Annotated in this window: 13 protein-coding genes; 6 read left to right on the forward strand and 7 right to left on the reverse strand. The window is 72.2% G+C overall.

Annotated features, from left to right (window positions below; translation table 11 throughout):
- The first annotated feature begins 161 nt into the window (after positions 1 to 161).
- On the forward strand, positions 162 to 854 hold the full coding sequence (locus NUT86_RS24955; RefSeq protein ID WP_018089633.1) for a metal-dependent transcriptional regulator: 693 nt from the start codon (positions 162 to 164) through the stop codon (positions 852 to 854).
- 496 nt (positions 855 to 1,350) lie between these two features.
- A complete protein-coding gene (locus tag NUT86_RS24960) occupies positions 1,351 to 2,226 on the forward strand; it encodes an alpha/beta fold hydrolase (RefSeq protein WP_109892016.1) in 876 nt (291 codons plus the stop codon).
- A gap of 64 nt (positions 2,227 to 2,290) precedes the next feature.
- On the opposite strand, the gene NUT86_RS24965 is transcribed toward NUT86_RS24960, so the two are convergent.
- The 6 genes from NUT86_RS24965 to NUT86_RS24990 form a co-directional block, all read right to left on the reverse strand.
- Positions 2,291 to 2,893, reverse strand: coding sequence for a hypothetical protein (locus NUT86_RS24965; protein WP_274737652.1), 603 nt, complete (start codon positions 2,891 to 2,893; stop codon positions 2,291 to 2,293).
- Positions 2,894 to 3,327: 434 nt separating this feature from the next.
- Positions 3,328 to 4,647, reverse strand: a complete 1,320-nt coding sequence (locus NUT86_RS24970) for a hypothetical protein (protein ID WP_274737653.1) — start codon at positions 4,645 to 4,647, stop codon at positions 3,328 to 3,330.
- The gene (locus NUT86_RS24975; RefSeq protein WP_274737655.1) at positions 4,637 to 6,754 is read right to left on the reverse strand and encodes a hypothetical protein; all 2,118 of its coding nucleotides are present in this window, start codon (positions 6,752 to 6,754) and stop codon (positions 4,637 to 4,639) included. Before NUT86_RS24975 ends, NUT86_RS24970 begins: the two co-directional genes overlap by 11 nt.
- A 116-nt stretch (positions 6,755 to 6,870) precedes the next feature.
- Positions 6,871 to 8,502 (reverse strand): transporter, encoded by a 1,632-nt coding sequence (locus NUT86_RS24980; protein ID WP_148590529.1) that lies wholly within the window; start codon positions 8,500 to 8,502, stop codon positions 6,871 to 6,873.
- Positions 8,499 to 9,383 carry an ABC transporter ATP-binding protein gene (locus NUT86_RS24985; RefSeq protein ID WP_414507652.1) on the reverse strand — a complete coding sequence of 295 codons (885 nt, stop codon included), beginning with the start codon at positions 9,381 to 9,383 and terminating at the stop codon, positions 8,499 to 8,501. Before NUT86_RS24985 ends, NUT86_RS24980 begins: the two co-directional genes overlap by 4 nt.
- A 132-nt stretch (positions 9,384 to 9,515) precedes the next feature.
- Positions 9,516 to 10,187 (reverse strand): bifunctional DNA primase/polymerase, encoded by a 672-nt coding sequence (locus NUT86_RS24990; RefSeq protein ID WP_018089626.1) that lies wholly within the window; start codon positions 10,185 to 10,187, stop codon positions 9,516 to 9,518.
- Positions 10,188 to 10,636: 449 nt separating this feature from the next.
- Here NUT86_RS24990 and NUT86_RS24995 point away from each other — a divergent pair, with 449 nt between their 5' ends.
- Together NUT86_RS24995 and NUT86_RS25000 are read left to right on the forward strand one after the other, a co-directional pair.
- Positions 10,637 to 12,031 carry a hypothetical protein gene (locus tag NUT86_RS24995; protein WP_018089625.1) on the forward strand — a complete coding sequence of 465 codons (1,395 nt, stop codon included), beginning with the start codon at positions 10,637 to 10,639 and terminating at the stop codon, positions 12,029 to 12,031.
- Positions 12,032 to 12,236: 205 nt separating this feature from the next.
- Positions 12,237 to 14,132, forward strand: coding sequence for a hypothetical protein (locus NUT86_RS25000; protein WP_342456256.1), 1,896 nt, complete (start codon positions 12,237 to 12,239; stop codon positions 14,130 to 14,132).
- Between the two features lie 115 nt (positions 14,133 to 14,247).
- Here the strand turns inward: NUT86_RS25000 and NUT86_RS25005 are convergent, their stop codons facing one another.
- Positions 14,248 to 15,594 carry an ABC transporter substrate-binding protein gene (locus NUT86_RS25005; RefSeq protein WP_159486696.1) on the reverse strand — a complete coding sequence of 449 codons (1,347 nt, stop codon included), beginning with the start codon at positions 15,592 to 15,594 and terminating at the stop codon, positions 14,248 to 14,250.
- 171 nt (positions 15,595 to 15,765) lie between these two features.
- Between NUT86_RS25005 and NUT86_RS25010 the strand changes: the two genes are divergently transcribed.
- Positions 15,766 to 16,224: an SCO4402 family protein gene (locus tag NUT86_RS25010; protein ID WP_018089622.1), complete on the forward strand. Its 459-nt coding sequence runs from the start codon at positions 15,766 to 15,768 to the stop codon at positions 16,222 to 16,224.
- A gap of 32 nt (positions 16,225 to 16,256) precedes the next feature.
- Entirely contained in the window at positions 16,257 to 17,141 is an 885-nt protein-coding gene (gene purU / locus NUT86_RS25015) for a formyltetrahydrofolate deformylase (protein WP_018089621.1), read from the forward strand.
- Positions 17,142 to 17,196 lie beyond the last annotated feature (55 nt).

The raw sequence follows: 17,196 nt of genomic DNA on the forward strand, positions 1-17,196 counted from the left end.
CTCGGCGTATCTGATCAGTGGCGCGGATCACGTTGCGGTCTGGACCAGTGCCCTGTCAATACGGCTGAGAGGGTCCGGCGAATGGACGAGGCGGCACCGTTGTCAGTGGGATGCGTCAGAATTGAGTCCAGGGCCACCGCACCACACATCGAGGGGCACGCATGTCCGGACTGATCGACACCACGGAGATGTATCTCCGCACCATCCTCGAGCTGGAAGAGGAGGGTGTGGTGCCCATGCGCGCCCGCATCGCGGAGCGGCTCGAACAGAGCGGCCCGACGGTGAGCCAGACGGTGGCGCGCATGGAGCGAGACGGTCTGCTGCAGGTCGCGGGCGACCGGCATCTGGAGCTGACGGAGGAGGGCCGGCGGCTGGCGACGCGGGTGATGCGCAAGCACCGCCTCGCCGAGTGCCTGCTCGTCGACGTCATCGGGCTCGAATGGGAGCAGGTCCACGCCGAGGCGTGCCGCTGGGAGCATGTGATGAGCGAGGCGGTCGAGCGCCGCGTCGTGGAACTGCTGCGGCACCCCACGGAGTCCCCGTACGGCAACCCCATCCCGGGGCTGGAGGAGCTGGGCGAGAAGGCCGGGGGCGACCCGTTCCTGGACGCAGGCATGGTGAGCCTGATGGATCTGGACGCCGGGGCCGACGGGAAGACGGCCGTGGTGCGCCGGATCGGTGAGCCGATCCAGGCGGACGCCCAGCTGATGTACACCCTGCGGCGGGCCGGTGTGCAGCCGGGCGCGGTGGTGAGCGTGACGGAGTCGCCGGCCGGGGTGCTGGTCGGCAGCAGCGGCGAGGCCGCCGAGCTGGACTCCGAGATCGCCTCGCATGTCTTCGTGGCCAAGCGCTGAAAGCAGTTTCGGCTGTTTTCTTTTTCGCACTCCCGTCCGTACGTCGCTTCCGAGCCCGCTGAGCTGCGCTGACGCGCTGTTCGGCGGGCTCGGCAAGTTCTTTCCCGCTGAACGGACTTGTGCGAATCCGTGCGATACGGCCGGTCTCGTGCCACCCTGACGCATGGCCATGCATCGGCCTGTCCTGGCCAGGGAGGGGGCTTGGATGCATCCACTTGCTCGGGAGACAGTCAGGGCCCCGGCGCTGCGAGCAGCCGGGGCCCTGCCTCCCCATGTCCCCCACCCAAGACCCGGAGCCCCGAGCTCCCAGGGTCTGTCCCCACGGGCCCCCTTCCCGGTAGGGCCCGCCTCCCGGCAGATGTCTCCCCGTGGCGGACGCGGCCAATCCTTGAGCGAGGTCACTCGAACGAGGGGTGTTCCGCGTCGGAACGGTGCGTTCGAATAGGGGTTCGATAGTGTGGAGCTGCTCAAGGGACGATTGGGGGTGCCAGGGCACATGGTGCGGCGCATCGATGTAGCAGGGGCCGACGGCGTGCGTCTCGCCGCCTGGGAGTTCACCGACCCGCCCAAGATCGGCGGCGGGCTGGAGGAGGGCGAGCAGCGGCCGGGCGTGCTGCTGCTCCATGGCCTGATGGGGCGCGCCTCGCACTGGGCGGCCACCGCACGCCGCCTGAGCGCCCGTCACCGCCCGGTCGCGCTGGATCAGCGGGGCCACGGGCGCAGCGAGAAGCCCGCCGAGGGGCCGTATGACCGCGAGGCGTATGTCGATGACGCCATCGCCGCCATCGAGCAGCTCGGCCTCGCCCCGGTCGCCCTCGTCGGGCATGCCATGGGCGCCCTGACGGCGTGGCAGTTAGCGTCCCGGCGCCCGGATCTGGTCAGTGCGCTGGTCATCTGCGATATGCGGGCGTCGGCGCTCGGCGCGGCCTCGCAGCGCGAATGGACCGAGTGGTTCCGGTCCTGGCCGGTGCCGTTCGCCACCCTCGCGGATGTCCGTAAGTGGTTCGGCGAGGACGATCCGACCCTGGAGCGGCCCAGACCCGCCCGCGGGGAGTTCTTCGCCGAGGTGATGGCCGAGCGCGCCGACGGCTGGCGGCCTGTCTTCTCCCGTCGGCAGATGCTCAGCGCCCGTGAGACCTGGGTCCATGACGCTCATTGGGAAGAGCTCGCCCAGGTGCCGTGCCCGGCCCTCGTGGTCCGCGGCCTCGATGCCGAACTCGGCCGCGCCGAGGCCCAGGAGATGGTCCGGGTCCTGCCCCGCGGTGCCTACGCCGAGATCCCCGACGCCGGGCATCTGCTCCCGTGGGAGCAGCCCGACGCCTGGTGCGCCGCCATCGAACCGTTTCTCCAGGCGGCCACGGTGCCGAAGTAGAAGCCCTCTGCCGTGCGCCAGGGCTCCCGAGGGCCTGGCGCACGGCATCCGGCATGCCGTCGGCTCAGCCGGCGTTGTCGAACTTCCAGATCAGCGGGGAGCTGCCCTCGCCGGTCCAGTGGACCTCCACGGACTTCGCGCCCTTGGGGATCATGTAGGTCTGGCAGATGGTGTGGCTCTGCCCCGTCTTCCAGTTCTCGATGTCGATGGTGTCCTCGCAGCCCGGACCGTCCTCGGCGGCACCGATGAGCAGACCGCCGCGCTGTCCGTCCGCGTAGATCTCGGACTCGTCGGCCACGTCGGGCGATTCCTTGACGACACCGCCGCCCTTGTTCGTGTACTTCACCCATGCGGTGGCGGCCACCAGGCCCTTTGCCCGCTTCGGGTCCGAGACCAGCTTCTTGGTCTCGGCCTCGGTGCTCACCTTCACCTTCTGTGCGGCGACCTCATAGGTGATGGTTCCGTCCTCTTCCTTGAACTTCCCCGTACCGCCCTGACCGGGCTTCAGTTCACCGCCGCCCGCCGGCGCCGACGAGCTCTTTTCCGTCTTGGGTGCGTCGTTCTCGGTGGTGGTGCTCTTCTTGTTGCCGCCACAGGCGGTCAGTGCCAGCGCCAGTACGGCAACGGGCGCGGCGGCGCGCAGCAAAGCGGTCTTCTTGTGCAGCACAACGTTCTCCTAGCAGGCGTTCTCCCCCGTCGCACAACACAGTTCCCCATGTGTTCTGCGAACGGCTGTGTGAGCGGAGCATAGGAGCGGGCTTTCGGATTTGTCGAAACATTGCCGTGAACGGGAATCGGGACCGCCCTTGGTGATTCGCGTGAAATTCCCGAAAAAGCTGGGGTGTTCCCCTGAGCGTTTGTCCAATTGGCGGTGAATTCCATGTGATTGCTGTGCCGCATCAATTGACGGAATCTTCCAAGTGGGGGACGGAATTTTCCGAGTGGGGCGCGTCACAGGGGGGCACGGGGCACGGCGGCATGGGGGAACGAGACGGCACGGGGTATGGGGTGGGCGCGGGCCGACGGGCCGACGGGACGGCGGGAGTTGCCTGCATGTCACGTCGGCGGAGCGGGGGGGCAGGGCCCGAAGCCGTGTGCCGGTCAGTCCTGTGTGCGGGTGAAGTCGCCGCGCTGGACCCGCCCGGCGAGGGAGTCGGCGGCGCCGCTCAGCAGTGAGCCGTAGCCGGTGGCCGCCCAGAGGCTGTCCTCGGCGGGGACCTCGAAGTACGGCACCGGACGGCCGTCCCGCCGGTCGGTCAGCACCTCCGGGGCACGCCGGGTGCGTACCGCCCGCAGACAGGTCTCGCAGGCGGCCACCCGCAGCTGCTCGCGCCGGCCCAGCGGCCGCCAGGGTATGCGGCGGACGGCCGGGCCGTGCAGGGGGTGGAAGAAGCACAGCGGGAGCGCGGCCGTGGCCGCGGAGAGGGAGGCCCGGCCCTCGGCGACCAGCGCGAACACCCCTGCCAGGTCCGGGACTCCACGCGCCCGGTCCAGGACCGTGCCGGCCGCGGCATAGGCGTCGAGCGCCCGCTCGACGGCTGCCGGGGCGCCCTGTGCGGTGCGCGCCTCCTCGCCCAGCCGTACGACCTCCTCGGCGGCACGGTCACGCAGCCCCGCCTCGTCCGCCTGACGGGCGGCGGCGAAGACCGAGCGTGGCAGCGCGAACGGCGTCGAGAGGTCCCGCAGCCGTGACCGCCGCCGCAGCAACAGCCCGACCGCGGCCAGCAACAGCACCGGCCCGACGACGAGGGACAGGAGCCGCACGACGGGGGAGCCGTGCGCGGACGGGGCCTTCGCGCCCGCGCCCGCGCCGTCCGCCGTGTCCTGTGTGGGCTTCGGGGCGCCGAGACCGGCGGTGGCCCGCGCGTACACCGTGTCGCCGTTGCCGGCCTCGATGATGTCGATCGCACGGGCGACCCGCTTCGCCGGCCCCGCGCCCTTCATGTCCTTCTGGAAGAAGACCGCCGCGGCGGCGTGGAACGCCTGATGCGCGCCCGAGGGCCACTCGCGGGCGGAGATGTCATCGGGGTAGTTCCCGAGCGTGATGAGGATGGACGGGCCGCCGCCCATCCGGTCATGGACCACCTCGGCGAGCTGCTCCGGTTTGCCGCCCCAGCTGTCGCCCTCGACCAGCGGCACCAGCGCCACCCGGATCGGCAGCCGGCTCCGCCGGATCCGCGCGGCCAGCTCCCGCTGCTGTTCCGCGTCGACGGCGGAGGTGAGGGACGGGTCGACATGGACGGGGGAGCGGCGCAGCGCATCGGCGATCTTCTGCCCCGGGCTCTCGGCGGCCGCACTCGGCGCCGCGGTGCCGCACAGCAGCGCGACGGACGCGGCGCCGAGGGCGACGGCCCTGCGCAGCCGGCGGGCGGTGGCGGAGGACTGCCGCGGACCGGCGGGGTGGAGGAGGTCAGTGCACACCGAAGTACTCCCGTACATCGAGGGTGAGTTGATCGATTCCGGTGCCGTCGCCGAGCGCCGCCAGCGGTCCTGTCAGAGTGGGGTACGGGGCATACGCGCCGCGTCCGCCACTCCCCGGGGAGCGCAGCCGCAACACCGGGCCGGGCGCCACCCGGCACGCCTCGCACACCGGCAACGACCGCGCCGGACCACCGGCGGGCCGTCCAGGCGCGCGTCTGCGGGCCGCGCCGTGCAGCGGATTGCGATGGCAGACATACCGCGCGGCGGCCGGTTCCTCGATCGCGGTCCGTCCGGCGCGGGCCAGCACCACGGCGCAGGTGAGGCCGACGGGTGTGGCATCGGCGTCGATCCGGCCGTCGCTGTCGCCGTCGACCAGCAGCGCCGCGGCGTCCAGGCACTCCCAGGCCCTGCGCCGGGCCTCCTCGGGCAGCGAAGCCGCGGCCTCCAGGGCGGCGGTGAGGGCATCGAGATCCTGCCGGGCGGTGCGCCGCAGCCATGACAGCGTGGGCCGGTCCGGCGCTGCGGGGACCGCGGCGCCACCCGCTCCCCGGCCACCCGCTCCCCGGCCCGCCGGTCTCCCGCGTCGGACCAGCCGGCGGGCGAGAGCACGGGCCGCCGCGACCAGCCCGAAGACCAGACCCGCGGCGAAGGTGCCGAGGACCATCCCGGCCTCGAAGTCCCCGGTGAACAGACCGGGCAGCGCCTTCTCCTCGACGGGGTCGGCGGCGGGTGGCGGGTCATAGGGCCTGCCGCCCGTCCTGGCCCGTGGGGCCTTGTCGACATACGTCAGCAGCTCGTCCAGATGACGGCCGAGCTGCTCCTCGGCCGGCCCGGTGTAGGCGAGGTCGCGCGGACGGTCGACGAGGTAGCTGTCGTCGATGCGGGTGCTGTAGTTGACGAGTTCGATGACGCCGGTCGCAGGGTCGGCGAGCACCATGAGGACATCGCGGTGCAGCCGGTCGTGCACCTGCTTGGCCAGCAGCTCCGTGCTGCCCCCGGACTCGTCGTCCGGCGGGGTGGGCACGGCGGCGATCACCACCGGAACGTCCAGCTCCCGCAGCCGCTTGCGGAGGTGGGCGCGCTCGGTGCCGTCCAGCGTGGACCGGCTCTCCGGGTCGAGGTAGAGCGGGTCGCGGCGCAGTCCGGCGGACACCCGGTCGATCCGGGCCCGCATATCGGCGGCCGTGGGACGGGTGCCGTCACCACTGGTCGTGTCGTCGAAGATCTGGGAGGCGGTGAAGGCGACCAGCCCGCCCAGCACGGCGGCACCCAGCATCAGGGGCAGCAGCCGCTCGCGGGGGAACGGTCCGGGCCCGCCTCCCGGTTGCTGCCGGCCGCTCCCCGTCGTGCCGCCGCCGGCCGTCCTGCCCCCGCCCTGCGGACCGCCGCGCGCACCCGGTACCCGCGCCGGTCCGCCCGCTGCCGCGGCCCGCCGCACCCGGCGCCGCTGCAGGGCATGGACCGTCACCAGCAGCACGGTCAGCGGAATGCCGAGGACGGCGATGCCCGTCACAAAGCTCTGGTTCTCGCGCTCGGTGGTGTCGGTGTGCAGACCGGGGGGTTCGTCGGTCCCGCCGTCGTCGTATGCGGCGCGCACCTCCTCGGCGCGCTCATGCGCCTCCCCCGAGGTGACCACGTCGACGAAGTGCCGGAACACCTCGCGGGGGGTGGCGTCGTACGGCACCGCGTACACCGCTTCCGTGACCGCGTCCGCCGTGCCGGGCAGGTCCACACCGTAGGTCTGCGCCGCTTCCAGGCCGGTGTCGCTCAGGGCGACATACAGGCCCTTGCGCCCCAGCCGGTCGTGGACTCCGGCGAGCAGGCCGTCCGCCGCGGTGCCGTAGGAGGCGTGCGGCAGGACCATGACGTACGTCGGCACGCCCAGCCGCCGGGCCTCCCGGGCGAAGGCGGGCGCGGTCGACCGGGGGACCTCGCGGGGGATCTGGTCGCTGACGTGGACCGGGCTCTTGCGGAGCTGCTCGGCGAGGTACGCGAACTGAGTCGGGTTGTCGGGTGCGTGGGGGCCGGCCGGTGCCGCCTGCACCGCCCCGGCGCAGAACAGCACCGTCAACCAGCCCGTCACCAGCACCAATCCGGCGCGCGGCACCGCCCCCACCACCCTTCGTCCAGGTCGTGGATGACGCTACCGCCACCGCGCGCCGGCCGGTGGGGCCTGTGGACAACTCCACGGCGAGGCCGCCGGGGCCCGGCCGGCGCGGGTGCTCAGCCCTTGCTGACGGCCCCCAGAATCTCCGGCAGCCGCCCTGCCACCCGCGGCGCCGCCAGCCGCAGCCCCAGCACCGCGATGCCCACGCCGTAGACCACACCGGCCGGCAGCAGCACCCACAGCAGGTGGTGCAGACCCGCGACATGCAGCCAGATCGTCAGGCCCAGCAGCGGTGCGCACAGCACGGCACCCGCCACGACGCCGCCGAAGAGACTGAACCAGGCGATCGCGCCCTGCCCCGGTGCGACGTTCTTGTTGCCCTCCGAGGGGATCGAATACGGGAAGAGCGCCGACGACAGCGCCCCGGTGGCCAGCAGGGCGCCAAGAACCGCCAGCGAGAGCCCGTACACCTCCAGGAACGCCGACCACGGGCCGATGAGCGCCGCGCTGCCGATGACGACCAGCGTGACGTACGGGACGGCCACCAGCGCCAGCGCCAACGCGCGGGCGCGCAGCTCCTGATAGGCGTCCCGCGGGGTGGCGATCGTCGAGGCGACCATCCAGAACGCCGAGGTGTCCTGGCCGAACTGGTTGTACATCTGCAGGCCGAGCAGCGTGGCCGCCGAGAACGCGGTGTAGATGCTGCCGTTGCCCTGTACGGCCGAGATGACCGGTACCAGGAGTCCGGCGGCGAGTGCGGTCGCCCACGACATCTTCGACTTGGGGTCGCGCCATCCGTAGCGCAGCGAACGGAGGATGACCGTGCCGGTGCGCCCGCGCGACAGCAGCCGCGCAAGGCCCCGCTCCCCGCTGCGGCGTGCGCTGTCCTTCTCCACCGCCTGGAGGGTGGAGGAGTCCGGGGACGTCATCAGGGTGGTCAGGGTGCGCTGCCACCACCACAGCAGCAGGACCAGCGCCAGCACCGTCAGCCCCAGGCCGGCCAGCGCCCGCCCGTACTCCCCGTGTCCGGCGTCGTCGACGGCGCCCACCGCCGACACCGGCGGCACCCAGCGCAGGATGTTGCCCAGCGGCTCCAGTACGGACAGGCCGTCCGGCCGCCCCAGCTTCTGGGCGGCGATATTGACGCCCTGGGCGCCGATGGCGATGAACAGGCCGCTCAGCACGGCGAGATCGCGGCCCCGCCGGCTGGTCAGCAGCCGCACCGAGGCGGTGGCGACCGCCCGCGCCAGCGACACGCAGACCAGCACCACCAGGACCACGGCCACCACGCCGACGGCCGCGGCGGCCGCCCCGTCCGCGACCGCGATCACCGAGCCGGTCACCAGCGCCAGGGTGACGACCGGGCCGATGCCGACGAGCGAGGCCACCAGCAGCGAGACGATCAGCGGCCGCGGCCGCAGCGGCAGCATGACCAGCCGGGTCGGATCGAGGGTCTCGTCACTCGCGGGGAAGAACAGCGGCATCGCCGCCCAGCCCAGGGTGAGGATCCCGGTGAGCAGCACGACCAGCGCGCCGACATGGGGGTTGCCGCGCAGCGCGATCAGCCCCACCACGACACCCGAGGCGAACAGCAGGCCCACGATGACGGACGAGACATACGCCAGCGTGCGCCCGGTCGACTGACGCAGCCCGTTGCGCAGCAGCGTCAGCTTCAGCCGTACGAAGACGGCGGTCAGGGACGGCGCGGCGGCCGGGCCTGCGGCCACCGCGGCGGATTCGGTGCTCATCGGGCGCCGCCACCGCCCAGCCAGTCCAGGTTCGCTCCCGCGCCCCGGTCGTTCGCGCCGACGAGTTCGAGGAACGCGTCCTGCAGCGAGGGCGCCGCGCCGCGCACCTGCGCGAGCGGGCCGTCCGCCCGGATCTGCCCGGCGGCGATCACCGCGACCCAGTCGCAGAGCGACTCGACCAGTTCCATCACATGGCTGGAGAAGATCACCGTCGCGCCGGAGGTGGTGTAGCGCTCCAGTACGCCGCGGATGGTCTGCGCCGATACCGGGTCGACGCCTTCGAAGGGCTCGTCGAGGAAGAGGACCTCGGGGTTGTGCAGCAGCGCCGCCGCCAGCCCGATCTTCTTGCGCATACCGGTGGAGTAGTCGACCACCAGCTTGTGCTGCGATCCGGCCAGATCGAGCACGTCCAGCAGCTGCGCGGCCCGCTTGTCGACCTCGTCGCCCGGAAGGCCGCGCAGACGCCCTATGTAGCCGAGGAGTTCGCGGCCCGACAGCCGCTCGAAGAGCCGCAGCCCCTCGGGGAGCACCCCGATCCGGGACTTGACGGACACCGGGTCCCGCCAGACGTCGTGCCCGCCGATCTCGACCAGCCCGGCGTCCGGCCGCAGCAGGCCCGTCACCATGGACAGGGTGGTGGTCTTGCCGGCGCCGTTGGGGCCGACCAGTCCGATGAAGCGGCCGGCGGGCAGCGTCAGATCGATGCCGTTGACGGCGATCTGCTCGCCGAACTTCTTCCACAGGCCCTGGATGCGGACGGCGGGCGGGCCGGATGCTTCGCCCCCTGGGGCCGTGGCCGATCCGCCCGCAGAAGCGGCCGTGGTGCGCTGCGGCGGTGCCGATGTGCCCCGCTCATCGATGTGTTCCGGCTCGTTCGCCACCGGTCCTGCCCTTCGACGTCCCCGCAGGGGCCGGTCCCGACCCCCGTCGGCATCCCACGATACGGGCGGATACCGGGACGGGGCCGGGCAGTGGACACTCCTGTGGACAAGGGGCGCGTTCGCGACCCGGGATCAGCGTCCCCGGAGAGCGACCGCGTCCCGTGCGCAGGCATAGGCGAGCGGGCTGATCAGCTCCTCCGCGTCCGGCAGCCAGCGGTTGGCGGGGGTGGGGCGGCGCGCCCACTGCACCGAGCCGTGCGCGCCCACCCGGGTCGGCGGTGCGGCGATGTACTCGCCCTCGCCGCGGCAGATCAGATCGAGCGCGGCCGGCGCCCAGCCCAGGGTGCGTACGAGGGCGGGCACCTTCACCGAGGCGCCGGGAAGGACGAGGAAGAGCATCCGGCGGTCGGGGGTGCGGGTGACCGGACCGAGCGCCAGCCCCATCCGCTCCATACGGGCCAGCGCCAGACAGCCCGCCGTCTCGGGCACGTCGAGCGCCTCGAACGTCCGGCCCGTCGGCAGCAGGATCGAGGCCCGCGGCTGCTTGCTCCACATACGGCGGACGGCGGTCGCGCTGCCACTGGCCTGTCCGGCCCAGCCGGGGCCGGCGGGGTGCGCGCCGGGTGCCGCGCAGTCGACGGCGTCGCACGAGCAGCGCGGTGTCTCACCGTCGTGCTCCAGCCATGCGCCGGGGAACACGTCCCAATGCCGTTCTTCCGCGTAACGCACCGCAGTGTCGAGCAGCTGCTCGCCGCGCTGCAGGGGAATTTGCGAGGCTCCTGTGACTCCGATGGTCTCTTCCACGCTGAGGACAACTTCCGCTGTCACCAAGGGTTACGGCTCAGGGGTGAACCCCCCCGGCGCATCGTTCTCGCACGTGGGGCGCATGGGTGCACCGGTGGGGGCGCGTATGCGGGCGGGGCCCGAGGAACGGGTAGCCACCTGCCTGACGGGCGGAGGGACCGCCCGGCGGCGGTCCGAAGTGCACCCGGGGGAGCCCGGCACGGCGGCGCCGCGATCTGTGCACGGCACCGCGCAGCCTTCCCCACCCGTGAACGGCGTTCGGCACCGAGGAAGCACCGGACAGGGCGCAAAGCGCTCATAACCGAGCATCCTCTGCAACGCGCATATCACAACGATCCTCCCTATCGCGCATATTCAGGATCTCTCGGATATCCGGCATATTCCTGGGGAATCGATCACGGGGAGCGGCGTTCGACGGTGAACGCACAGCGGTACACAGGGGGTACAGCATGGCCGCCAGGCCACTCGTCGCACGGCAGCCCAACGAACGGCTGCAGGCGCTGATCCAGGAAGCCGCCTGTTCCAACGCGGGGCTCGCCCGTCGCGTCAACATGTGCGGTGCGGAACACGGTCTCGACCTCCGCTACGACAAGACCTCCGTGGCCAGATGGCTGCGCGGACAGCAACCACGGGGCCGCGCGCCGGCCGTCATCGCGGAGGCGCTGGGGCGCAAGCTGGGGCGCACGGTCACCATCGACGAGATCGGGATGGCCGACGGCAAGAACCTCGCGTCCGGGGTGGGGCTGCAGTTCTCGCCCACCGTCCTCGGGGCGATCGAGCAGGTCTGTGAGCTGTGGCGCAGCGATGTAGGCCGGCGCGACTTCCTCAGTGGTTCCACGGTCGCGGCGTCCGCCCTGGTGGAGCCCAGTCGCGACTGGCTGATCACGGGGGCGGACACCCAGGTCGCCCGGAACGCCGGCGCCCGGGTCGGGATCTCGGACGTCGAGGCGGTCCGCGCCATGACCACGGCGCTCAGTGAGCTCGACCACCGTTTCGGCGCCGGACATGTCCGGCCGGTCGTCGTGCACTACCTCAACAGCGTGGTCTCGGGGCTGCTGGCCGGCTCCTACCGTGAGTCCGTCGGGCGGGAACTCTTCGCCGCCGTCGCGCGGTTGACCGAACTGGGCGGCTACATGGCCGTCGACACCGGCCAGCCCGGCCTCGCCCAGCGCTACTACATCCAGGCGCTGCGGCTGGCCCAGGCGGCCGGTGACCGCGGCTACGGCGGCTATGTGCTCGCCGCGAGCATGAGCCATCTCGCCGCCTCGCTCGGCAATCCACGGGAGATCGCCCAGCTCGCGCGCGCCGCGCAGGAAGGCGCCCGCGGTCATGTCACACCGCGCGCGGAGGCGATGTTCTGCGCGGCGGAGGCCCGCGGGCATGCGCTGATGGGCGACGGCCGGGCCTTCCAGGTGGTGGCGGGCCGGGCGGTCGCCGCGATGGAGCGCGCCGACGCGGCCGCCGAAGCGGGCGACGACCCGGTCTGGATCGCCCACTTCGACCAGGCCTACCTGGCCGATGAACTCGCCCACTGCCACCGCGACTTGGGGCAGCCGGGGCCCGCCGCGCAGCGGGCGCAGGAGGCGCTGGACGGGCATCCGGCCGGCCGTGCCCGGCGCCGGGCCATCGGTCTGCTGCTGCTGGCCGGCGCCCAGGTGCAGCAGCGCGAGGTGGAGCAGGCCTGCCATACGGGCACCCAGGCGGTGGATCTGCTGAGCGGGCTGCGTTCGGACCGTGGCGCGGAGTATCTGGAGGACTTTCAGCTGCGTTTGGAGCCTTATCGGGACGAACCGGTGGTGCGGGAGTTCAGCGCGCGACTGGAGCTGCGGGCCACGGCGGCGTGAGCAGCGCCCCAAGACGGGGCGGCGACTGGTTTGTCGTGCCACGTCAGGTTTGTCGTGGGACGCCGGACGACCCGGACGGCGGGGCCCGCCCGGGGCCTTCCGCGGGCGGGCAGGGGCGGTGACCAGGCGACGTGGTCGAACGTTGCTGCGACCCGGTAGCGTGCAGCCGACGATTCCGTAGGTCTGCACGTTGGTAGGAGTCACGGTGACGCAGAGCGGACAGGGTCACGACCCGCAGAATTCTGCGGCCGGTCCCGCGCGAGAGGGCATTGTGCTGCCCGCCAACGGTGAGCCGTGGGTGCCCGACCAGCAGGCCGCGCCGCCGGCCGGCCAGCCGTGGGGCCAGCCCTGGGGACCCGGCCAGCAGGCCGCCCCCGCCCCGCAGCCGTACGGCGAGGCGCCCGCCCAGGGCCAGCAGCCCGCCGCACAGCAGGGGTACGGCCAGGGCCAGCAGCAGAGCTACGGTCAGGGCCCGCAGCAGGGGTACGCCCCGGCGCAGCCGCCGGCCCCGCAGGGTCCGGTGCCGCCGCAGCCGCAGGGCGGCCAGGGCTTCCCGGCGCCGCCCCAGGAACAGCAGCAGGCGCCGCAGGCCATGCCGCCCTCGATGCCGCAGCAGGCGCCCCAGCAGCCCGCCGCACCGCAGCCGCAGACCGGCTTCGACGCCGAGGCGACGGCGCTGATGCCGCACGGCGCACAGCCCGGCCAGGGTGCGCCCGGCGCACTTCCGCCCGAGGGACAGCAGTCGTACGGGCAGCAGCCCCCGCAGCAGCCGTACGGTCAGCCGGCCCCGCAGCCGCAGCAGACCCAGCCCCCGCAGCAGGCCCAGCAGCCTCAACAGCAATACGGGCAGCAGCCCCAGGGCCCGTCCGGAGAGCTGGTGCGGGCGACCCCGCAGACCGGTGCGCCGCTGCCGCCCGCCTCGGGCGACGCGGAGGCCACCGCCCTGATTCCGCCCTTCGACGCCCGGTCCGGCGGCCCCGGCGCCGCGCCGCTGCCGCCCGAGGCGGCCTCGCGCCCCGAGACGCCCGACGAGTCCACGACCATGCTGCGCGCGATCAAGCCGACGCAGGGCGGGCCCCAGGGCCGGCCGATGCCGCAGTCCCAGCCGATGCCGGGCGCACCGGGCGCGGGCGACGCCGAGGCCACCCAGCTCATCGCGCCGGTGGGCGCCGGTGCTGCGCCGCCCCCGCCGCCCGGCGCGCCCTACGGCGTGCGCCCCGGCGCGCCCGGGGACCGTCCCACCCCCTCCGAGTTCGACGGCCTGTTCCGCGACGGACCGGGCGCACCCGGCCAGGCCGGACAGACCGGCGCCCCGGACTCCACCGCGCAGCTGCCGCGTTTCGAGGACCCGGGCCGCCCGCCGTACGGGCAGCAGGGCCAGAGCCAGGGCTACGGACAGCAGTTCCCGCCCGGCGGCGGCTACGAGCCGAAGCCCACGTTCGACGGTGGCGACGACAGCGGACGCCGCCGGCTCGCCCCGGCAGTGATCGTCGGCATCGTCATCGTGGCGCTCGCGGGTGCCGGACTCGGCCTCGGCTGGGCGCTGAGCGGCGGAAGCAGCGAGGACACCACGAAGAAGCAGGGCTCCGGGGCCGGCACGACGAAGAAGGCCAAGGAGCCGGAGAAGCCGAAGCCGACCACCGACCCGGCCGAGGCCCAGGCCAAGGGGCTGGACGCGCTGCTGGGCGACAGCAACAACAGCCGCTCCTCGGTGATCGGCGCCGTCAACAGCATCAAGTCCTGTGACAACCTCGGCGGCGCGGCCAAGGACCTGCGGGCCGCGGCCGGGCAGCGCAACGACCTGGTGAAGCGGCTGCAGCAGTTGCCCGTCGACAAGATCCCGAACAATGACCGGCTGACCGCCGCGCTGACCAAGGCCTGGCAGTCCTCGGCGTCCGCGGACAACCACTACGCGGCGTGGGCCGGACAGGTCGGCGGAAAGAAGGGCTGCCACAAGGGCAAGGCCCGGGTCACCCGGCAGACCGCCCAGGGCAACGCGGCCAGCGGTCAGGCCACCACGGCCAAGAAGCAGGCGGCACAGATCTGGAACCCGCTCGCCAAGAAGTACGGGCTGACGGAGCGCCGCCCCGAGCAGCTCTGAGCGCCGGACGGGCGGGCGGCGCCACGCTCCCCATGCGGGCGGGCGGCGCCACGCTCCATGCGGCCCGCTACAGGTGCCGCGCAGGCGCCGCGCCGGGCTGCCCGCCCCGTCCCGCTCAGCTGTCCGGGCGCCGCCGTTCCAGCGTCTTGGTGACGTTCACGAAGCCGTGCTGGGCGGCGACCAACTCGCCGTCCCGGACGACCTGGTAGGTCACCGTCCCGTTCACGATGCGCGGGAAGTCCTGGACGGCGAGCATGTCGTCCTCGCGCCAGCGCAGCTTCGGGGTCAGCCCGCCGGTGTCGACGGCACGGTCACCGCGGTCCAGCGTCGTCTGCAGGGCGTGCGGGGTGATGTCCTCGATGCCCTCGTCATCGAGATCCTCGATCAGAGAACGCAGCACGGTGTAGGCGATCCAGGTCGTCTGCGTGCCCTGGTCGGCGGGGTCGATGCGGTTGTCGTTGAACGCGAAGTCCTTGATGACCTTGCGCATCGGCTCCCAGCGTGAATCGCCGGCGGCCGGATACCAGCCGGTGATGTCCGCGCCTTCCAGCGGCCCGGATCTGCCGCCCGTACGGTTCACCAGCGACTGGCCGACGCTGCCCAGAACGGAGGCGACCCGCACCTTGGGGCTGTCCTCCTGCAGCCGCCGGAACGAGTCGAAGAACGCATCGGTGTGATCACCGAGCGAGGCGGTCACACAGGAGCCGGCCGCTTTGCCGCCGGCTTCCGACGTGCCGTAGACGAGCGGGTCGGCGCCCACACCGTCCAGGGCGCGGTTCACCTCGGTCGAGTAGTCCGTGCCGTCCTCGGGCGCCTTGATGTCCTTGGCCGGGTGCCGGCTGCCGCTCTCCAGGCCGGAGTTGAGCAGGGACGGCATCTGGTCGCCCTGGATGGTGTCCGGGCGGACCAGCGCGACGCGGCTGCAGTCGCGCGCCAACTGGCGGCCGTTCCCGGCGAGCAGGGAGGCCTGCCCGCCGTTGACGGGATAGGACAGCGGGCTCTCGAACTCCTCGTCCGAGGCGCCGTAGCCGCCGATGAAGGGGACGCCCTTGACCTCCAGCGGCGACATGAACGAGCGGCCGAACTGGCTGTAGGAGCCGACGACGGCGACCGCGCCCTGGTCCACCGCGCGCTGGGCGCACTGGGCGGCGGACACCGAGTCGTTGCGCTCGTTGCAGGTCAGCACCCGTAGGTGATGGCCCCTGATGCCGCCCTGGGAGTTGACCCAGCGGGCGTAGGCCTGCGCCATGGCGGGCATACCCGGCATATTGGTGGCCTTGGTGCCCTCGGGCGCCCAGGTCATCACCGTGACCGGGTCCTTCTCCCCGGAGTCCCCCGAGGCTCCGGGGAGGGAGCCGCAGCCCGAGAGCAGTGACGCGATGACCGCCGTACATGCCACCGTCGAAGCGACCGCGGGAGCATGAGCAAAAGGGCGGGGGGAGGAGCGTCGCCGTCCGGTCATGACACCGCAGCCTTCCGTCCTGCCAGGAACGGGTGAGTGACGACAAGGCAACGGATGGTGACGCGAAGGTGAATTCCGGGGGGCCGCTTGAGATCATCTGTGCGGAACGTACGATCCAATACTGTGCAAGGTTCGGAGAAGTCTTCCCGTCGCGGCCGCCGCTCGACCACCATGGGCGGTATGCCACTCAACGACATGCCGTGGTGGCGCTGGCGCAGCAATGTGCGCTCCGCGCTGCACATGCTCTCCGACCCCGCCTTCCAGCAGGAGACCTGGCTGGCCGGACGGCCCGGGTACGGAGATGTCACCGACGCCGTCTACCGGCTCGTCGAGGACACCTGGCTGGACAACTGGTCCGCCGAGAAGTACATCGGCACGATCTTCCGGGACGCCCAGGAAGCACAGCTCGTCGATGTCGCCGTCCTGCGCGTGCTGCGGATCATGCACCAGGTCGGTGCGGACGCCCCGGTCGCCGCGTACATGGCGCACCAGGGCTGGCCGGAGGCCGTACACGCGGCCCGTGAGGCCCATGTGCAGCTGGCCGCCGCGGACGGTGAGGACCCCGATGCCGCGCCGCGCTCGCTGGAGGTGCTGGCCATCATGACCGGTCAGGCGGAAGCCCCGGCCTGACCTGCTCCGCGGGTGTGCGACCCTATGAGGTCATGAGCGAGTCGCAGCCCACCACCCAGCCCGGTCCGCACGATCAGTACGTCCTCACCCTGTCCTGCCCGGACAAGCAGGGCATCGTGCATGCCGTGTCCAGCTACCTCTTCATCACCGGCTGCAACATCGAGGACAGCCAGCAGTTCGGCGACCACGACACCGGGCTGTTCTTCATGCGGGTCCACTTCAGCGCGGACACCTCGGTGAGCGTCGACAAGCTGCGGGCCAGCTTCGCGGCGGTGGGCGACTCCTTCGGCATGGACTGGCAGATCCACCGGGCCGACGAGAAGATGCGGGTCATCCTGATGGTGTCCAAGTTCGGGCACTGCCTCAACGACCTGCTGTTCCGTTCCCGGATCGGCGCGCTGCCGGTGGAGATCGCGGCCGTGGTCTCCAATCACACGGACTTCGCCGAGCTGGTCGGCTCGTACGACATCCCCTTCCACCACATTCCGGTCACCCGCGACACCAAGGCCGAGGCCGAGGCGCAGCTGCTGGAGCTGGTGGCGGCGGAGAACGTCGAGCTGGTCGTCCTCGCCCGCTATATGCAGGTGCTCTCCGACGATCTGTGCAAGGCGCTGTCCGGCCGGATCATCAACATCCACCACTCCTTCCTCCCGAGCTTCAAGGGCGCCAAGCCGTACCACCAGGCGCACGCCCGCGGGGTGAAGCTCATCGGCGCCACCGCGCACTACGTCACCGCGGACCTCGACGAGGGCCCGATCATCGAGCAGGAGGTCGAGCGCGTTGGCCACGAGGTCACCCCGGACCAGCTCGTGGCGATCGGCCGGGACGTGGAGTGCCAGGCGCTGGCGCGGGCCGTGAAGTGGCACAGCGAGCGCCGGGTGCTGCTGAACGGCAGCCGGACGGTCGTCTTCGCGTAACAGCCGGAATACCTTCCGCACCGCTCACGTTGTGGCCCCGAGGGGGCGCTCGGAC

It is taken from the genome of Streptomyces sp. G7(2002), assembly GCF_028870195.1.
GTDB classification, from domain to species: Bacteria; Actinomycetota; Actinomycetes; order Streptomycetales; family Streptomycetaceae; genus Streptomyces; species Streptomyces nigrescens.